Annotated in this window: 10 protein-coding genes and 1 riboswitch; of the genes, 2 read left to right on the top strand and 8 right to left on the bottom strand. The window is 38.8% G+C overall.

Annotation, left to right across the window (positions count from 1 at the left end; translation table 11 throughout):
• Window positions 1–159 precede the first annotated feature (159 nt).
• Genes CR194_RS06200 through addB form a run of 4 tightly spaced genes read right to left on the bottom strand, consistent with a single transcriptional unit; the run spans window position 160 to window position 11,968 of the window.
• A complete protein-coding gene (locus CR194_RS06200; RefSeq protein WP_110608734.1) occupies window positions 160–3,552 on the bottom strand; it encodes an AAA family ATPase in 3,393 nt (1,130 codons plus the stop codon).
• Entirely contained in the window at window positions 3,549–4,715 is a 1,167-nt protein-coding gene (locus CR194_RS06195; RefSeq protein ID WP_110608733.1) for an exonuclease SbcCD subunit D, read from the bottom strand. Before CR194_RS06195 ends, CR194_RS06200 begins: the two co-directional genes overlap by 4 nt.
• Window positions 4,716–4,728: 13 nt before the next feature.
• Entirely contained in the window at window positions 4,729–8,475 is a 3,747-nt protein-coding gene (gene addA, locus CR194_RS06190) for a helicase-exonuclease AddAB subunit AddA (protein WP_110608732.1), read from the bottom strand.
• Window positions 8,450–11,968 carry a helicase-exonuclease AddAB subunit AddB gene (addB, locus tag CR194_RS06185; protein ID WP_110608731.1) on the bottom strand — a complete coding sequence of 1,173 codons (3,519 nt, stop codon included), beginning with the start codon at window positions 11,966–11,968 and terminating at the stop codon, window positions 8,450–8,452. Before addB ends, addA begins: the two co-directional genes overlap by 26 nt.
• 297 nt (window positions 11,969–12,265) lie before the next feature.
• Between addB and CR194_RS06180 the strand changes: the two genes are divergently transcribed.
• Window positions 12,266–13,327: an FUSC family protein gene (locus tag CR194_RS06180; RefSeq protein WP_110608730.1), complete on the top strand. Its 1,062-nt coding sequence runs from the start codon at window positions 12,266–12,268 to the stop codon at window positions 13,325–13,327.
• Window positions 13,328–13,494: 167 nt separating this feature from the next.
• On the opposite strand, the gene CR194_RS06175 is transcribed toward CR194_RS06180, so the two are convergent.
• The 3 genes from CR194_RS06175 to CR194_RS06165 all read right to left on the bottom strand — a co-directional run bounded on the left by CR194_RS06175 (window position 13,495) and on the right by CR194_RS06165 (window position 16,800).
• Window positions 13,495–14,841, bottom strand: coding sequence for an FAD-dependent oxidoreductase (locus tag CR194_RS06175; RefSeq protein WP_110608729.1), 1,347 nt, complete (start codon window positions 14,839–14,841; stop codon window positions 13,495–13,497).
• A 30-nt stretch (window positions 14,842–14,871) separates the two neighbouring features.
• Entirely contained in the window at window positions 14,872–15,543 is a 672-nt protein-coding gene (locus CR194_RS06170; protein WP_110608728.1) for a TVP38/TMEM64 family protein, read from the bottom strand.
• Window positions 15,544–15,678: 135 nt separating this feature from the next.
• Complete coding sequence (locus tag CR194_RS06165; protein WP_110608727.1) at window positions 15,679–16,800, bottom strand: NAD(P)/FAD-dependent oxidoreductase; 1,122 nt, start codon at window positions 16,798–16,800, stop codon at window positions 15,679–15,681.
• Between the two features lie 442 nt (window positions 16,801–17,242).
• Window positions 17,243–17,424: riboswitch (Lysine riboswitch) on the top strand.
• A gap of 153 nt (window positions 17,425–17,577) precedes the next feature.
• Here CR194_RS06165 and dapA point away from each other — a divergent pair.
• The gene (dapA, locus tag CR194_RS06160; RefSeq protein ID WP_110608726.1) at window positions 17,578–18,465 is read left to right on the top strand and encodes a 4-hydroxy-tetrahydrodipicolinate synthase; all 888 of its coding nucleotides are present in this window, start codon (window positions 17,578–17,580) and stop codon (window positions 18,463–18,465) included.
• Window positions 18,466–18,502: 37 nt separating this feature from the next.
• Here the strand turns inward: dapA and CR194_RS06155 are convergent, their stop codons facing one another.
• Window positions 18,503–18,760, bottom strand: a complete 258-nt coding sequence (locus CR194_RS06155) for a hypothetical protein (protein ID WP_110608725.1) — start codon at window positions 18,758–18,760, stop codon at window positions 18,503–18,505.
• Window positions 18,761–18,791: the final 31 nt, after the last annotated feature.

Below are 18,791 nucleotides of genomic sequence, written 5' to 3'. Positions count from 1 at the left end.
CCTCTTTACTGTTGTAATACAGAAAGTATTATGTAATGTATTGTATAACAGATAGAATAAAATGCAACCCTTTTTTTGAAAATTTATCCTGTTAATTTGACAAAAAAATCTCAAAGCTTATTACGATAAGCTTTGAGACATTAAAATTCACAAACTATTTTAAAGTTCTTCCAAGGAAATTCGACTTCCTCTGCCTCCTGATTCAGCTTGAGTAACCATGAGTTTTCTCGGTAACCTTTCTTTTAATTCTGGCACATGACTAATCACACCTACTGAAAGTTGATCTGTATGGAGGTGCTCTAGCGCTGTAACAACAGTTTCTAATAACTCAGGATCCAAAGTACCAAACCCTTCATCTAGAAAGAAGAATTCTAGAGCATGCTCCCCTCTTAATTGAATGGAAGCAGATAAAGAAAGAGCTAATGCAAGAGAGGTAAGAAATGTTTCTCCTCCAGACAACGTTGTTACAGGTCTCTTAATACCGCCATTGGCGTCATCTCTCATAATAAACCCGCCGTTTGAATCAACTTCGATAGCATAACGACCTCTCGTTAATACTCTTAATCTCTCAGAAGCTAGTCGGCTCACTTGGATAAGTTGTTCTTCTGCGATAAACTCTACAAATTCTTTCCCCCTGAATACTTTGTCTAGTTTATTTAGTTTTCCATGTAGCGTTTCAAACTCAAGTCTTTCCTTTTCCAATTCTTCATATCTCGCAGCTCTCTTCAAGATTTCATCTAAATGATGCTTGGCCGCTCCTAAATCTGTACGCAATTGTTCTAACTCTTTTTTAGCTAGTCGGTAACTCTTCTCTATTTCAGAGAAAGCATTTTCTGACAAGTCCCCCCTTTTTAGTTGTTGTTGAAGTTGCTTTTGTTTTATAGAAACATCTCTTTGTTTGTTCTCAAATAAAGACACTTCTTCTTCCCATTCATCAATTAGGGAAAGGTCTGTCTTCCAACTTTCAACTTCCGTAATTTCGTTGAAAAATGAATCTTTTATTTGTTCGTCCCAACGGGAAACTGAACGTTCAAAACGATTAAGGGCTTCTTGAAAAGAGTGAGTAGACTCTGCCGACTCGATCTCAGCCAACTTCATTCTCTTTTCTGTTTCTTCAAGCCTTTTGTTCGATTCTGTTACATCTTTGTTAATAGCTGTTAGCTTTGTTTTGTATGACTCAACAAGTTGATCTAAATCTTTTCCTTCCGTAATTTCGTGAATTTCCTTCTCCATATCTTTTATCGTATTCATACGCTCGTTGTGTTCAGATTCATACTTAGAGCGATCGACTAAAGCTTGCTGAAGTTCGTCATTTAATTCATCACGTTTAAGAGAAATTCCCTCAATAATTGGGATACTTTTCTCTATTCTTTGCCTTAGCTCATCTGATTGTTCTTCACGACTTCGAATTTCTTCTGCCAATTGGTCAACCTGATTGTAAGGTATGTTCGGAAATTGTTCTTGCCAAAGGGTTAATTCTTTTTCGAGTAACTGAGACTTGTCCTTTTTGTCCTCTAATAGTTCATTTAAACGATTGTCTAGCTGTTTTATAACAAGATCTAATTTATTTAGCTCTTCTTTAGAAGTTGACCATTCGTTTACTTCATTCTCCCAATGATTTAATAGTTTCTCGATGGCTTCGTGCTCTTTGTTCCATTGTTCTGACCAGTTTTCCCATTGATGAGAAAAGGATTCATCCGAGATAGGGGGTAATTCTAATTGATCATCTATCATGTTATCTTCTTCACTTGTCAATTCAGGTTTAACGGGAGAATGCCTTGCTGTCTGATTTAGTTTCCAAACAACTTCGTCCATGGATTTCTCAAGTTTTTGAGCTTGTTGCTCTTGCTCTTTCAACGTTTCCTCTTTGCGGAAATGGTCAGAAAGATCTTTTTCTAAGGCTCCCACTTGTACTCCACTATGTTCTTGATGAGAGGTGCCACAAACAGGACATGGTTGCCCATCTTTTAACGTTTTTCTCAGATCATGGGCAGCACGCTCTAGGCGTAAAGTATCTTGTTCAGCTTTGATCCTTTCTACACCCTTCACCACTTTATGCAACATATTCTTTTTTTCCATAATGAGGTTATACCAGCGGTTCACTTGAATGAATCGGTTATTCAAATGTTGCTGTTTCCGTTCAAGTTCAGCTTGAACAGTCTTCCATTGACTAGTTAATGTTTGTTTTTCTTTTTTTAGGCTTTCTTCCTGTCTCGACAATTCAGCTATGTTGTCTTCTAAACTCCGAACTTTATGCTTGTGATCAGTAGCTTTCTGCATTTGTTTTTTTTCTTCTGAATTCGGATTAACAGAAGATAATTGACGTTTTAAGTGATTTTGGCCTTCTTCATATTTAGATCGCTTTCTTTTTGCTTCATCTTGTTCTATCTTCAGCTTTTCAATTTGTTTAGATAATGACTGTAATCTTTCGTTGATTCGCGATGCATCGGATTTACGTTTCGTCAATTCTTCTGTCTTTGCTTTCATTTGATTCAGTTTTTCTACTTTCATTTCCAATGGAAGTTGAAGAGATTGCTGCTCTTTGACCGCTCTTTCGTATTCTGATTTAGAGCTGATTAGATCTTTTTCTATCTTAGAAACTAATTCTTTTGATTGCGATTCTTTTACTTTCCAGATATTTATTTGTTGCTTACTTTCTGTCACTTCCTGTACATAAGGATATAAAACATTCGCTTCTGAAGCTTTACGAATGTCGCTTTTTCTATTTTCGATCTCTTCTTTCATTTTCTTTAATTCATTTTGTTCCTTCATAACCGATTGCAGTTGCAAAGACCACTCACGCCATTGTTTTGCTTGATCATACTGCTCTTGTTCATATTCAACTGTGGATTCTTGTTTAGTAATACTATCTCTTAAATGGCTTACCTTTAGTTTGGCGCTTTCCACTGCTTCATTAGAGGCTTCTCCCAGCCCCGCCTGCTCTTTTTCAATTAACTCTTTTTGATGATTAGCAGCAGTCAATCTACGACGAAGCTTGTAATTTAATTCATCTCCGTATTTTTCTAAGTGAAATAGCCTTTGAAGCATTTGTCGGCGTTCCGTCCCTTTTAATGACAAGAATTCTGAGAACTTCCCTTGAGGAAGTACAACGGCCCGAGTAAAATCATCGATAGATAACCCTAACAAAGACTCTACCTCACGAGTGACATCCCCCGCTTTATCTGCTACAACAGAAGCGTCCCCAGTTAAATCTATAAATCTTGCAGTAGCCTGGCGAAGCCCGTCCTCTTTCACCCTTTTAAATGTTCTCTCTACTTTATATCGGTTCTCTCTCTCTCCTCTTCCAAGTGAAAAAGTAAAGGAGACTCCCAATTGATCTTCAGCATGATTTAATATGCCTTGCGTATTGCTTGGAGCTCGCTCCACTTTTCCATACAAGGATAGCGTCATGGCGTCTAAAATAGACGATTTCCCACTGCCAGTAGGACCGAAGATGCCAAACACGCCTCCTTCGCAAAGAGCAGCAAAGTCTACCACTTGCTTCTCTCGAAAGCTATGCAGTCCTTGTATAGTCAATTCTATCGGTCTCATGAAGCTCCCTCCTCTTCATTGACGATTTCTAAAAACAGGTGAGTTAAGTCCTCATCAGGACTCGCCCCACCCGTTTGTCGTTCGTAGAACTGCTTAAACAATTCATCTATCGCCACATGCTTTCTCTCAGGACCTGAAATCTGCTCTTGTTCAGGAAAAATCGGTCGAATATTTAAAAGTCGAGGATAATGCTTTTTTAAGCGATGGATGTCCTCCATCGAAGGCGTGTCCTTCATATGAATATCAAGCTCAATCCACGCATCTGCATCTAATCGTTGGTCCATCCAAGTATGAACTTGTGCCAGTCCTTCTGTCGCTTTCCATTTCACGAGAGGACGACCTGATTGTAAAAATACTTCTCTTATGTCCGCTTTCTCGCCTGGTAGTGCATCAACAATTGTTACCGACTTTGCATAACCTGCTTCTGAAAAACTAAATGCTAAAGGAGAGCCAGCATAACGGGCAGGTGCTTTAGAACGATGAATATTTTGTGGCCGGTGAAGGTGCCCTAAAGCTGTATAATGGACGTTCTCTGGAAGCTGGTTAGCTCGAACGGTATACGCCCCACCCACTTCAATAGGTCGTTCAGATTCTGTACTAGATCCTCCTGCAACAAATAAATGGCTCATAGCCACACAAATATCTTTGTTAGAAAATGATGACGTGAGCTGATTAAATATATCGCTTATCCTTAGATCATAAGCCTCTCTAATGGCTAGTTCGTCATTAATCTCAGTAAAACTCTCTTTCAATCGTGATTCAGACGGATAAGGTAGTCCTGCAATACATAGATCTGCCTCACTACCTTCAATCGGAATCCGAAGAGGATGAATCGTAGGATATCCTTGAATATAAATACGGTGCTTTCTAAGGAGCGTTCTGGCTGCAGCCAACCGCTCAGGATGATCATGGTTTCCTGCAATAATAACGACTGGGCGTTTACCATGATCGGAAAGACGAGCCATACTTTCATAAAACAATTCTTCGCCCTTGGCAGGAGGATTGACGGAATCAAAGACATCTCCCGCCATTAATACGGCATCTATTTTTTCGTCTTCAGCAATCTCGATTAATTCATTGAAAAAGGCTTCGTGCTCATCATGCCTGTCTCTGCCTTCAATCGTTCTTCCTATATGCCAATCAGAAGTGTGTAATAATTTCATCGTTAAGCTCCCCTTACATTTTGATCAAGTAATCTCCATCAAACAAGTATAAATAACACTCACTTACAGGTTCAGACCAGCTATCAGAAAGAGCACGACGATACAATTCAATCTGGTAGCGGTACTTATCTTTGAAGTGGCGTTTGACCTCATCTGCAGAATGATCTTGAAATCTTTGTTTTACATTGTCTGTTTTATAATCTACTAAAATGAGTTGGCCATCTGTACCTCTGAAGGCAGCATCGATCATACCCTGTACAAATACATAGTCGTCTTCTTTTTGTTCCCAAGTAGTATAAGCTTCTGAAGCCGGGATGCGAAAGCTGAACGGGATCTCCCGGTAAATATCGGAAGACGCAGACATAGCCATGCCAATAGACGATTGTAAAAACTGGACAATATGCTCAACATTAATTTGCTCTGCTTCTTCTAACGTGAAGATTTCTTTTGAAACAAGACGGTCTCTTTCGGCTGTCACAGATTCGAGCGAAGCTTCGATAGACAATGGAAGATGTTGCATCATCGTGTGCATGATGGTTCCCATCTCTGCAGATTGAAAAGATTTTTGTTGTAAGAAATTAGGACGATCAGCGTACTTAGACTGAAACCCTGTAGCTAATAATTGTTCACTATATTCATCTTGCATTTCGCGCTTCAGGTCACTTACTGACTGCTTTGCGCGGTGCGTCGTAGCATCCTTATAAGGATAGCGCCACTCCAACTGAGCAGTCACACGCTCTTTATCTTCCGATTCAAGCGGAACAGATTCTAATAACCGAACCTGCCTTTCAGTTTCATGGCTTGGTAAAATCTCTGTTATTCCTTCTTCTTGTAAAACATCCTTATTAACAATATCGATCTGCCATATAGAATCATCACGAAAAACATAATCCAAGATTTCACCCTGATCGATCTCAAGTTTATCTAATAAAGTTTGAGATGATTGATGTCGTAATACGGCTGGAGCAATCCAATCCAAGAATGAAGAGGCTTTTTGCCTGTTTCTATTCGGTAAAAGCCACTGTGGTTGATTGATAGATTCTTGCCACTTATCAAAAGACTTCTCCACGTCTTTGACTGTTCCAATTAAATAAATTTTTTCTTTTGCACGAGTCATTCCTACATATAGAACACGCATTTCTTCTGCCAACGATTCAGCTTTAATTCTTTCTTTTATTACTTGTTGCGGAATCGTTGGATAAGCTAAGCGTAATTGAGGATCAATTCGTTTCGATCCTAGCCCTAGTTCTTTGTGCAGCAAATAATCTCCACGTAAATCTTGCCGGTTAAACATTTTGTTCATTCCAGCCATGAAGACTACAGGGAATTCCAATCCTTTACTTTTATGGATCGTCATCATGCGAACCACATCTTCTTGTTCCCCTAAAGCTCTTGCTGTACCTAAATCATCGCCCCGTTCTTCCATTCGATCGACAAATCGAAGGAACCTAAATAAACCGCGAAATGACGTTGATTCATACGCTCGGGATCGATCGTATAGCGCTCTTAAATTAGCCTGTCGCTGCTTTCCTCCAGGCATTCCTCCGACGTAATCGTAAAATCCTGTATCTTGGTATAACTGCCATATTAATTCTGATAATGATTTTGAACGGGATATCTTTCTCCATTGAATCAATTGTGTAATGAATGAATCACACTTATCTCTCAGAGAGATATCTTCATTTGTGGAAGCTCCTGCTACTTTTAACGCTTCATAGAAAGAGGATCTTTTGGCAAATAATCGGATTTGAGCTAGTTCTTCTTCTGTCATATGAACGATAGAAGAGCGAAGGACAGAGGCAAGAGGTATATCTTGATACGGATTATCAATGGTTTTTAATAACGACAACATCACTCGAATTTCCACGGCATCAAAATATCCAGTAGAAAGCTCAGCATAAACAGGGATCCCTGCTTTTTTACATTCGTCCATAATTGTTTCTGACCAAGGCATAGACCGCATCAAAATGACCATGTCCCGGTATGTAATTGGACGAGTTTCTTTCGTGTTTTTATCGTAAACGGGATATTGTGTTTGAATCATCTTTTTCATTTCAGCAATCATGGCTCTTGCTTCTAGTTGAGAGGTTTCTAACTCTTCTTCCATCGAATCCTCACTTGGATCATCTGTCTCTTCTGTTGACCCTTCAATCGGTTCCCCTTTATTGACGAGAACAACATTTGCTTCCAAACCTGATTGAGTTGGATATTCCATATTCCCGAGTTTAAGTTCAGCTGCATCATCATAAGTGATCTCTCCCACTTCCTCGTCCATGATTTGTCTGAAAATAAAGTTGGTTCCATCCAAAATTTCTGAGCGACTGCGGAAATTCTTAGATAAATCAATTCTCATTCCTTCACCAGAACCATCCAGCTGAAATTGTTTATATTTCTTCATGAATAGCGTTGGTTCTGCTAAGCGAAAACGATAAATAGACTGCTTGACATCCCCTACCATAAATAAGTTATCACCCTTGGACAAAAGGGAGATGATCGTTTCTTGAACAAGGTTCGTATCTTGATACTCATCTACAAGCAGCTCTGAGAAAAAGTCAGCAAATTCTTGAGCAGCTTTAGAAGGTGACACGAATCCTTTCTTTAACTCATCTTGGTCAGTCAGAATTTCTAAGCATAAATGCTCTAAATCACTGAAATCAAGGACACCCTTATCTCTTTTCTCAAACATATACCTGTCAGAAAAACGCTTAACAAGACCCGATAATTTTTTTAAAGTAGGGCCCATTAACTGTAAATCCTCTAATATCACTTGAGGTGGTAGTTGAAAAAAATGATCTTTACATTGAGTAACCATTTCTTTTGCTTCATCTCTGAAATTCTTTGCTTTTTCTTTCAAGGCGTGATCGACGGCATCTTTTTTAGAGATGGAAGGAATCCGTCCAAAATGAATGCTTTGGAATCGTTCATACATGTCTTCCCAAGTTGACGCTGCAGATAAATGTTGGAGTTGAGTTAACTCATCCACGAAAGTATCTGCATATTTATACGGCCCTTCAGGTTCTTTCGTGATCTGAAGCCCTTGTTCAACAGCCGAAGCAGCATAGGACAGTTGATTTCGTACATGGTGAAGGGCTTCTTTTGCCCACGACAATTCTCCAACGTCACTCACTTGTTTCAACTCATAATTATCAATAATCCCGTCTAACCATTGGAAAGGTTGTGGGTGAGATCTTGAAAAGGAGAACAAATGAAGAACCAGGCTCCGTAGTTTATCATCACTTCGATCACCGCTATATTGATCAACTAAATCAAAAAATACTTGGTTGTCATCTTTTCCATACTCTTCTTCAAACATGTCATCAATGACTTCTTCTCTAATCAACTGTCCTTCTGTATCATCCAATATACGAAAATTCGGATCTACTTCTACTTCGTAGTAATACTTTCTAACTACGTTCATACAAAAGGAATGCAAGGTCGATATATTCGCTCGATGCAACAAGGAGAGTTGCCTTCTTAAATGCAAAGAACGGGGATCAGTTGCAAGCTTTTTTTCTATTGCTTCGCCTATTCGGTGGCGCATTTCAGCTGCAGCAGCATTAGTGAACGTGACAACGAGAAGGCGGTCTACGTCTATAGGAATGTCTGTATCCGCTACTTTTCTAATGATACGTTCAACTAGTACCGCTGTTTTACCACTGCCAGCGGCGGCGGCAACTAGGATATTATTTCCTTCTGCAGAAATTGCTTTCCATTGATCATCAGTCCATGTCACATCACTTGGTTTCGGTTGAATCTTCATTGCTCGCTCCTCCCTCGTCACGCAATAACTCTAAAACTTCTTCATTGGATTTGCCTGTTATATAACGGTATTCATTTGTTTCGATACTTGGATCAAACTGACAAAATGATTTGTAAGAACAAAACGTACACGGTACTTTTTGCTTCTTTTTGTAAGGTTTAAGATCAATGTCTCCTTGTAGAATTGATTCGCCTACTTTTTTCACGTGCGTTCGTAAATAGGATCGCAGGATCTCATAGTCATTCTGAGAAATTACTTTCGAATTGGAATAGGGTTGACCATCTTTCTTTAAACCAACAGGGAGAATATCTGATCGACCGCTTTCCAACGTTAAATCCATTTGTTTAATTGCCTGAAGAGACGAAGAAAGTAGACCCTTCATTTTAAATTCTTTTAAAATCTTCGCTTCAATTTGTTCTAAGGAGAGCTTCTGATCCGCTTGAATCATTGGGTTGTGCACGTGGAAATACAACACCCCCGCTGGCGTTACTTCTGTACCTAACCATTGCTTAGAGTAACTGACTACGACATCTAAATAAATCAGCATCTGCAAGGCTAGTCCTTCGTAAACCTCATCGAGCTTGATATCTTTAGAACTAGATTTATAATCTAGAATTCTTACATAGACGCCTTCCGTATCTTCCGCTTTGTCGACTCGGTCAATTCGGCCAATTAACTCTACAAGATGTCCGTTCTCTAATTCAAAGGTGAGAGGTGGTAGCTGTTGCTCGGGGCCAAAACCAACTTCTAATCCCGCTGGTGAGAATCCAGTTTTTCTTGCCTGCTCAGCTAAAACGGTCGAAGCTCTGGCGACCACTTCCTCTAGTTTCTGTTGAATATAATTAAACCGGTTTGAACTAAGTAAGATTTCTCTTTGAATTTTAGGGGCTAAGTTCCCAACGATTTGTTTCGACATTGACTGAGCCATGTCATTAGATAAATTAGCAAAATCTTTCCCCTCTTGACGCAGTGCTTCTGCCATCTCTTTTAATGCAGCGTGAAATAGTGTACCTATATCTGGAGCTTCAAGTTTAAACGTCTCTCTTTCCTTGAGTCTTAATCCATAATTTGCAAATTGTGAAAAAGGACAGCTATTATATTGTTCCATTCTGGAGACGCTTGTTTTCAAAGTTGAGCCATAAAGGGCTTCTGTTAATCTTATTGGTAATTTTGAAGGTTGGTTTTGATAATGTAAGCTTTGCAACACACGAGAAGCCTTCCCCTTCCAAATGGGGTGAACTACATACCAATTGTAAACATCCCACCACATGGTCGATAAAGGATATCCCCGTTTCCACCCTTGAAGTTGTTGCGTTAAATGGGACAACGTTTTTTCTGGGTGAGTAATAAATGAGATTTCTTCATTTTCATTAACTTCAGTAGGTGAATCAAAGGCTACTTCTACTTTCATAGCTGGAAATAGATCATGAATATGATTCAGCATCATTGAGGGCTGTAAGCTTCGACCTTCTTCGTCAGCTAATGGATAGGTCAAGTATAGTTTCTCTTTCGGTATTGCTTGTGTCATATATATTAAGAAAGATTCGTTTAATAATTGACGTTGAGCGCCCGGTGCTAAGTTCAAACCCTGTTGACCTAAAAGTTCTCGTTCGTCTTCAGAGATCATACTGCCTTCATCTGGCTTAGCAGGAATCACTCCATCATTCACTCCCATGATAAATGCACAGCGGATATCAGATAATCTGGACATTTCCATGTCCGCAATCACCACTTGATCAAACGCTGGAGGGACAATTGAAAAATTCATCCCTTCCAATCCGGTATCGATCATTTTCATGAAGAGATCAAATGACACTTCTTCATCTCCGCTAACTTCTACCATCTGGTTAATTAGATGAATGATTTCTCCCCACAATTGATCATGTTCTCTAGCTTGACGCAAATCATTCGCCTCTAAGCTATCATCTCTTAGCTGCTCAAGCTTTTCAGGTGCTTGAACGTCTTCTAACAGTTGAAACACGACTTGACAGTATTGTGAAACCGTTTTGGCCTTTTTCATTCTTTTTTGGAACTGAACTAGTGGAGAAATCAATTGTTCGCGTAATTCATTGATTTCTTTTTCAAACAATTGCTCACTTTTCGTTTTTTCTGCTTCATGTTCTGCAGTCGTAGCCATCCGTTGATAGGTCCAAGGTTCTTTTACGTACCATTTCTTCCCCTGTATACCGTAGGAAAGAACATAGTTTTCCAGTTGATCTACTTGCTCACGCGTGTCAGTATTTCCTAGTGGAAAAAGTATTTCTGTTTTGAATGTGCGGAATACTGCTTCATAACGCCAGTGACGCTGAACAATTTCAAGAGAGGAGCGAATGAACTCGACTAACGGATGATTTAGGACTGATCGCTTTTGGTCTGTAAAAAATGGAATATGTTCATCTTTAAAGATCGTTTCGAAATAATCCCCGTATTCTCCCATATTTCTTAGCAAAATAGCGATTTCCCCGAAACGAAAACCCTCTTCTCTAACTAAGCGAATAATCTCTCTGGAAACCCGTTCCACTTCTCCCCTTCTATGAACAGCACTAATCACGTGAATCCCATCATGGTCCTCTGTTGGAACAGGGGGACGGACATGTTGATTTTCTTCCAAGTAAGCCAAACCGTTAGACTTAAATCTTTTAGAGTGATCAAATACCGAATTAGACACATCTTCTACACCTGTTTCATCGCAAAGGATAGATAACTGCTGGTATGTATTTGCTGTTTCGAAAAATAAGTCTAAAGGATGCAGAATATCACCTTTTCCTACAGGGGCATCCAACGTTAAGGAAACGTTGACGTTTTTCACTGTTATTAGTAAAGATCGAAGTACGTTCAGTTCAATAGGGGTAAAGCTATGAAACCCGTCGATAAAAACAACAGCATCTTTTAAAATAGATGATTCGGGTATTTTTTCCGCTAATAACTGTAAGTAATCTTCTGAAGCAATATATTTCTCTTTTAACTCTTTTTCAACTTGTGACAAAATAATATAAATATCATGAAGCTTGTCTTCAAGCGTTCGTTCCGTAGCAGATTCTTGGTGCGTATCTTTGATTTTCTCCATTTCAACCTGAAGGATTTCCGAGTCTATGTCATATCGTTTAAATTCAGTTAGCATTTGTTCTAATTGATCGACAAACCCTTGACTAACCGTTGCTTTTTGGAATAATTGAAATTGGCCTTTCTCCCGTTCAATGATCTTTCTCAGTAACATGTGAATCCCTGTTTTATCAATATGGTATCGAGTAAGACCGCCTGTTTCTTGTAAAATCCTTAAAGCCAGTCGAGTGAAACTCAGCACTTGGGTTCGTGTTATCCCTCGCCCCATTTTCGTCACAAGGTTTCGCTCTGCCTGAAAAGTCATCTGCTCGGGTACAAGATAAATAATTGGTGGACCCACAGGATCTCTTTTCATTTCGTTTATCATTTCTTCTTGCATTTTAGATGTTTTACCTGTCCCTGATCGTCCAATAAAAAAACGCACTCCCACATTAATCCCCCCTACATTGTCCGTCTACACAATCATATGTTCGTACTCTCATTGTATCAAAAAACAACATGATACAATAGACTCCTTATGAATAAGCTACCATGAAATGAACAATGAGGTAGCTTGTTCATTTATTAATTCATTATAAAACTCATAAATAATTTCGATATGTAAATTTATTTTAATTTCTAAGCTGCGCAAACAAATAATAGAACCTATGATTAGAAATATATCCTTGACAATCTATCATGATATAATTAATAAACAAAGAAGTTGTCGATACGGAGTGAATCCCATATGAAAGTAAAAACACCTAAGAAGCCGTGGATTGGCGGCCGAGTCCTTAAAACTGGGATTGCCGTTTTTATTACATCGCTCATTTGCTTAGCTTTGGACCTGCCGGCTATTTTCGCAGTCATTACGGCCATTGTTACGATCGAGCCTACGACACACGACTCAATTAGAAAAGGTATCATCCGCTTTCCTGCCTCTGCTATAGGCGCTGGATTAGCAGCTAGTACGGTTTATTTTTTTGGCGAAAGTCCACTTACATATACTTTGGCAGCCACTTTAACGATCATTCTCTGTCAAAAATTAAAGCTTTATGATGGCACATTGGTTGCAGCATTAACATCAGTTGCTATGATTCCTGATTTACAAGATTATTTATTTTTGTCTTTTTTAATTCGACTTGGTACAACTTCTATCGGGATTACAGTTTCTACGTTAGTCAATGTTCTCATATTGCCTGCTGACTATTTAGATAATATCGAGCGTCGAAACCATCAACACCTTTTACAAATGAAGAATACGCTTTACGAATCACTAAATCGGCTTTTGAATGTTTCACCACAAGACAAGAAAAATCATTTATCCTATGAAGTCATGCAACGAGAACTAGCTAAAACAGACCAATTACTCCACTATCAAAGAAAAGAGCTCCGTTACCATCGATTTAAATTTAAAAAATATAAGCACTATATCACATTAATGAAAACAATGACTTTTTTGCAAAGAGCCATTTTACATTTAGGTAACCTACAATATTTGCCTAGGAAAATGATATTCTCAGAATATGAACAACTGCTTCTCACTAGAGCTAAAACAGAGTTTAATCAGTTGCTCGACAATATGGACAAACCGATGGAAGATAGCTATTTCCAATTCATCGATGAATTGAATCAACACCTGCGATATGAGTTTTCATACTCCCGCTCCTCACCTAGACTTCAATTGCATGAATATCAATTGAGTGGCAAAGTCATCTTATTCTATGAACTATTAGCCATTCATGACTTACTAGAGGATCTTCATCACCATATTTTAACGATAAGACAGAAAGAAAGGAATGGTCAGTAATTTGACCATTCCTTTCTAACCTCTCTAGGGATATTCTTTATCCTCTGCTCGATTTTCTTTTTTTGTAGAATCTATACAGCATTCTTCCAGCTTTAAGCATAATCAATAACTTTGGAATACGCATCGTTTATCACTCCTCCTTTGAAGTTCCACACTCTCTTGATGATTTATTTCAACCATGGGTAGTCATCTTTTTTATCGAAAATAACACTCCTCTTTTTTTGAGTAAACCAATTATTTACATAAGCATTTCTCGGTCCCAAAAAACGGAATCCGTCTAATAAATTATAAGGCCACCAGCCTACGCCGGAGATATTGAGCATATGTTTATAATGTAAAATCGGATGTCTCTCTAGCCTCTTTAACGCAAACATCCTGCCCTTCTGATACCACTTGTAAGGCCAAGCATAAGCAATGGCAGACATATGACTAAGTCTGGACAGTCGGTCAGATCTTTTCTTTCTGACTTTCTCATAATACTTAAGGTGTTTAGGATTAAGCTGATTTTCTCTGAACATCCATACGTAAAGTTCCCCTAGAACAATTGCGTCTTGTATAGCTAAGTTCATTCCCTCTCCTGCCATCGGATGGACCGTATGGGCCGCGTCACCAATAATAGCAGCATTCCCTTTGACGTATCGGTTGATATTATGTCGAATAGGAATCATTAATTGAATTTGTTTCCAACTTTCAATGGCTCGTACACCATCTTTTAAAGCAGGTTCAAATCGTTCAAATGGCTCGTAAAAACTTTCTAAACCTTGCTTTTTCATTTGTTTATACTCGCCAGGTTTAATGAGCATCACACTCCGGACTTGATTATCAGGAAGAGGAAAGAGGCCGATAAACGATTTATGGGATGCATACATTCTAGCTTCAGTAAAATTTTCTGGTCTGGGAAAGGTAACAGTTAAGAACTGATGATTGTATTGTGTTGTGATTACATGCTGGTTCATTGCTTTTCTCATTAAAGATGACCTGCCCTCTGCCCCTACAAAAAACTTAGCCTCTACCTCTATAACTTCGTTTTCGAACTGCACATTCGCTTTATTAAACTGCTCATTTTTTTCATCCATTTCCGTAAACCCTTCAAACGTAGCAGGGTTCCAATAGTGAAAACTGTCATACTTTCGAGCTTGATCTAACACGAGTTTTTTTAGTTTTTCATGAGGAATCATTCTCGCTTCTGGAAATTGGCTATGCAATCGCTCATATTCAAGGGGAATATAAAGACCTTCTTCCAGAGATCCATCTTTTTTCTCCTTCATTTCATAAGTATGGATGACTGGAAGTGAAAGACTTTCATTAACAACCATGTCTGAAATTCCCATTTCTTGAAACCCTTCTAGTGACTTAGGTTGCAACAATTCTCCTTTATATATCTTTCCAGGTTGTTTTTCTTTCTCTATAACAAGCACTTTTATATTCGCTTGGGCGAGTTTCAAGGATAAGGTTAGGCCACCGATCCCCCCACCAATAATTACAACATCAAATTCACTTAAAATTTGACTCACCTGCCTTCGTCTCTGTACCGAACACTGCTTTTACAGTTTTTCATCTGGCAATAAATCAATATCCATATTTTTCTTTTTCATTATTTTTCTAATCATGACTGGGATTGAAAAAGCAATTAAAAACATAGCTCCTGTAATGATTAACATCGTTGCATTTAATTCTACAAACGAAGCACCGAGAAAATTAAAGGCTAGAGTCCCTGGAATCACTCCCACCATAGTAGCTAAAAGATATCTCTTAAAGGGAATTCGAGATAGAGCTGATAAATAAGTGACAAAATCAAAATTGATCACCGGAATTATCCTAAGAGCCATGACATAGAAAAAACCGTTTTCTTCAATTTTCTTTTGAATCAGTTCTCCCCGACCACGCCATTTCTTTTGTTGGAAATTAGTACCTAATTTCCTAATTAAAAAAAAGGATAAAATAGCTCCTGCCAAGGAACCAATATACGTAACGATGGGTCCTAAAATAGGCCCAAATGATAACCCTCCTGCAATAGCTAGGATAGAAGCTGGAAACAGTACAAATGGACGGAGACTGAAAATAAGGATGAATATTAAAGGTGCCCAAATACCAAAAGACAATACGGCAAATTGGATTTGTTCGGGATGTAAATCGACGTGAGCTTGATTAATATAAAGTAGTAAACCGATTAATAGTGCGAAACTTATAATTTTAATTAGCAATTTTTTGGGCATGTCCTAGATGGCTCCTTTATCCATGTCTTATCTATATCCTCTATATAACCGTTATTAATGATCATTAACCACAGTTCTTTAAAAATCAATTTCTCACTACTGAGACGTGGATTCTGAACAGGCTATTTTCAAACATCAATTTAACTTTTCTATTGCCCCTGCAACATTATAATCTTCAAGACACAGTTCCGTTTCACTCCCAAGAGCTAACCTCGCAAGTTCAGCTCCTAAAAATGGTCCGGAAGTGAGACCTGATGCCCCTAAACCATTGGCAAATAACAATCTTTCTACGTCAGGGACGGCGCCAATAACAGGAAGGAAACCTGGAGTGAACGGTCTAAATCCTACCCTTGTTTCGAGCACTTCTCCATCAGCCAAGCCTGGAGCAAAAGTAAAAGCTTCTCTAAATACTTCTTCCAAACCACCTGCAGTTACTCTGGAGTCAAAACCTTTGTCATTTTCACGCGTAGCGCCAATAACCACTCGTCCCTCTCCAAAATGCAGTAAATAGTAATCGTTCGGAGGTATCACTACTGGCCATCCACTATTCTCAATATCAAGTTTAAGATGAACAATTTGTCCTTTCTGAGGTTTAACTAACACCTTTATGTTTAACTTTTGTAATAAATCATTCGCCCAAGCACCTTCTGTTAAAATTACTTTATCAGATGTTAACTTTGTTTTCCCGACTGTAACACCAGTAACTTGGCTATTTTCAACGATTAATGAAGCATTATCCCTTATAACTTTAACACCTAATTTTTTAGCTGCCTTTAAGAGTGAGTCACGGAGGGCTCTACCGTCTACTCTTGCTCCTCCAGAAACGTGAACTGCCCCATAACCTTCTGCTAGTAAAGGAAAATGCCTTCGCGCTTCTAGAGGTGACAAGCGTGTAATCTCTCCTATTTCAGGGGCGTCCTCCCGTCTTTTAATCGCTCTTTCCTCCATTTTATCTAATTTATTTGTATCGTGATGAAGGCTTAATGCACCCACTTTAGCATATCCTGTGTTCTTTTCATTTACGTCTTCTAACTGTTTAATCAATTCAGGATAATAGCGTGCGCCTGCCTTAACTAGTCTATACCATGGTTTATTCCTACGTTGAGACAACCAAGGGCAAATAATGCCTGCACCAGCACTAGTTGCCTGACCTGTGTCTCGTCGATCGACAAGTGTCACTTCGGCACCTTTTAAAGCAAGGTGGTAAGCAGTAGACGCACCTAAGATCCCTCCGCCAATAACAATAAAAGAATTCATATATAACACCTTTTTCTATTGATTTTCGTTACTTTAAACGTATTTTACATGACGAGTACCTTACTCTCAACGAAGAGGCTTTAAAAGAGTTTGTTCATCAAAATGAATTGTTTCTGTTTCAGCTTATCTATGACGTACTAAAATGGGATTTATGATGATCGATGATCTCTATAAAAAAGATAGATAAGCGACCCGTACACGGAAAAGGAAGGTGAACGATCTCTTAAACAGATGTTTCACAAGCTATTCAACGCTTTATTTCAGGACTGGTCAAAATAATCTCTTCATGTTTAACATTTCCTATTAAAGGAAACAGACACCCATAACTAATTCCAATTAGTTTTCAAGTATTTAGAATTTCTCACTTCAAAAGTATTGCAAAGTTATACGTTCTTTGGTAAGGTGAAGTCAAAGTTCATAATATTTACTTCAATTAATTTGAAGTGAGTTTAGAGGTGCAAAGGTCATCAGTACATGAATTGAGGAGTTTGAGCTCCTACGACATTTGTGGAAAGGGGCAGTTGCCGAAGCAGCGAACAGCTCAAACGTTTGTTGTTGGGTCTGTATTAAATAAATGCAGAACTGTCGTATAGTCAAAAGACTATATGGAGGGCTATCTCACGCTGGATTTCCGTTTAATTACACTTTCTGGCAGCAACGAGACCCTCGTTGTTGCTTTTTATATTCCTTTAAAACGGTTGTTCATGCGATTTAGCTCTATTCAGGAACTTCAAGTCGCCTTTAAGGTGACAAATCTTTTGAATAGAGGTGTTTTACATGAATTTTGGACAAGTATTAACAGCCATGGTCACTCCATTTGACCAAGAAGGAAACGTCGATTTTCAAGCAACAAAGGATTTGATTCAGCACTTATTAGCTAACGGGTCTGATGGAATTGTTGTCGCTGGAACAACAGGCGAATCTCCTACATTATCCATTCAAGAAAAAGCCGAACTTTATGAATTTGCAGTTGAAGTGGTTGATGGCAGAGCTCCAGTCATTGCTGGAACAGGTACAAACAGCACAAGAGCAGCAATAGAATTAACAAAACTGGCTACATTAGCTGGAGTTGACGGTGTGATGCTAGCAACCCCATATTACAACAAGCCAAGTCAAGAAGGTATGTATCTACATTTCAAGGCAATAGCTGAGTCTACTCACCTACCAGTCATGTTATATAACGTCCCTGGACGAAGCGCAGTGAATTTAGTGCCTGAAACGGTCATTAGATTATCTGAAGTTGACAATATCGTATCAATTAAAGAAGCAAGCGCAGATTTAGATGCTATGTCAGAAATTATCGACAACACTCCCGAAGATTTCACTCTTTACAGTGGCGATGACAGCCTTACTTTACCGATCCTTTCTATTGGAGGTCACGGTGTTGTATCGGTCGCATCTCATATTATTGGAAATGAAATGAAGGCGATGGTTTCTGCTCATCAAAATGGAAACCCACAATACGCTGCTTCCCTTCATAGACAATTGCTTCCAATTATGAATGTCCTGTTCAGTGCTCCAAGTCCAACGCCAGTGAAAGCTGCCCTGGAAATGACAGGTGTAAAAGTTGGTTCAGTGAGATTACCGATGGTTCCTCTAACCCAAGAAGAATCGCAACTAGTTTTCCAAACGATCCAGCACAAATTATATTCATCAGCTGTGTAATGTTAAACCTCCACTTTCTAGTGGAGGTTTTTTAATCTTATTGTTTCCTAGCCAACTCTTGCAGCTTTAAAGAAGCAGACCTGCACACATCTTTCGTCTCTTCGATCGTCATTTGAAAATGTTCTGCAGTTGACTCTACAGGTGTTTTCCCGTCAACCACTAGTCGACCAGTTCTTTCAAGGTTGGTTTTTTCTATTCCCCTAAAATAACGATACACTGATTTCTCAGGTTCCGGCAGTCGTTTAATCAATTTATCTCGCAATTCGAAGTAAGCCTCTTTCTCATAATTACTCACAACTACTCCCCCCCACTCTCGTAATAACTTG

The organism is Salipaludibacillus keqinensis (assembly GCF_003226325.1).
GTDB classification, from domain to species: domain Bacteria; phylum Bacillota; class Bacilli; order Bacillales; family Salisediminibacteriaceae; genus Salipaludibacillus; species Salipaludibacillus keqinensis.
The sequence above is the reverse complement of the archived record's forward strand: the minus strand, read 5'-3'. Positions and strand labels throughout refer to the sequence as shown.

Bases quoted from the DNA above. Each gene is read 5' to 3' on its own strand.
- dapA (WP_110608726.1), top strand. From the start codon at position 17,578: ATGAATTTTGGACAAGTATTAACAGCCATGGTCACTCCATTTGACCAA.
- CR194_RS06180 (WP_110608730.1), top strand. From the start codon at position 12,266: ATGAAAGTAAAAACACCTAAGAAGCCGTGGATTGGCGGCCGAGTCCTT.
- CR194_RS06195 (WP_110608733.1), bottom strand. From the start codon at position 4,715: ATGAAATTATTACACACTTCTGATTGGCATATAGGAAGAACGATTGAA.
- CR194_RS06170 (WP_110608728.1), bottom strand. From the start codon at position 15,543: ATGCCCAAAAAATTGCTAATTAAAATTATAAGTTTCGCACTATTAATC.
- CR194_RS06165 (WP_110608727.1), bottom strand. From the start codon at position 16,800: ATGAATTCTTTTATTGTTATTGGCGGAGGGATCTTAGGTGCGTCTACT.
- CR194_RS06200 (WP_110608734.1), bottom strand. From the start codon at position 3,552: ATGAGACCGATAGAATTGACTATACAAGGACTGCATAGCTTTCGAGAG.
- addA (WP_110608732.1), bottom strand. From the start codon at position 8,475: ATGAAGATTCAACCGAAACCAAGTGATGTGACATGGACTGATGATCAA.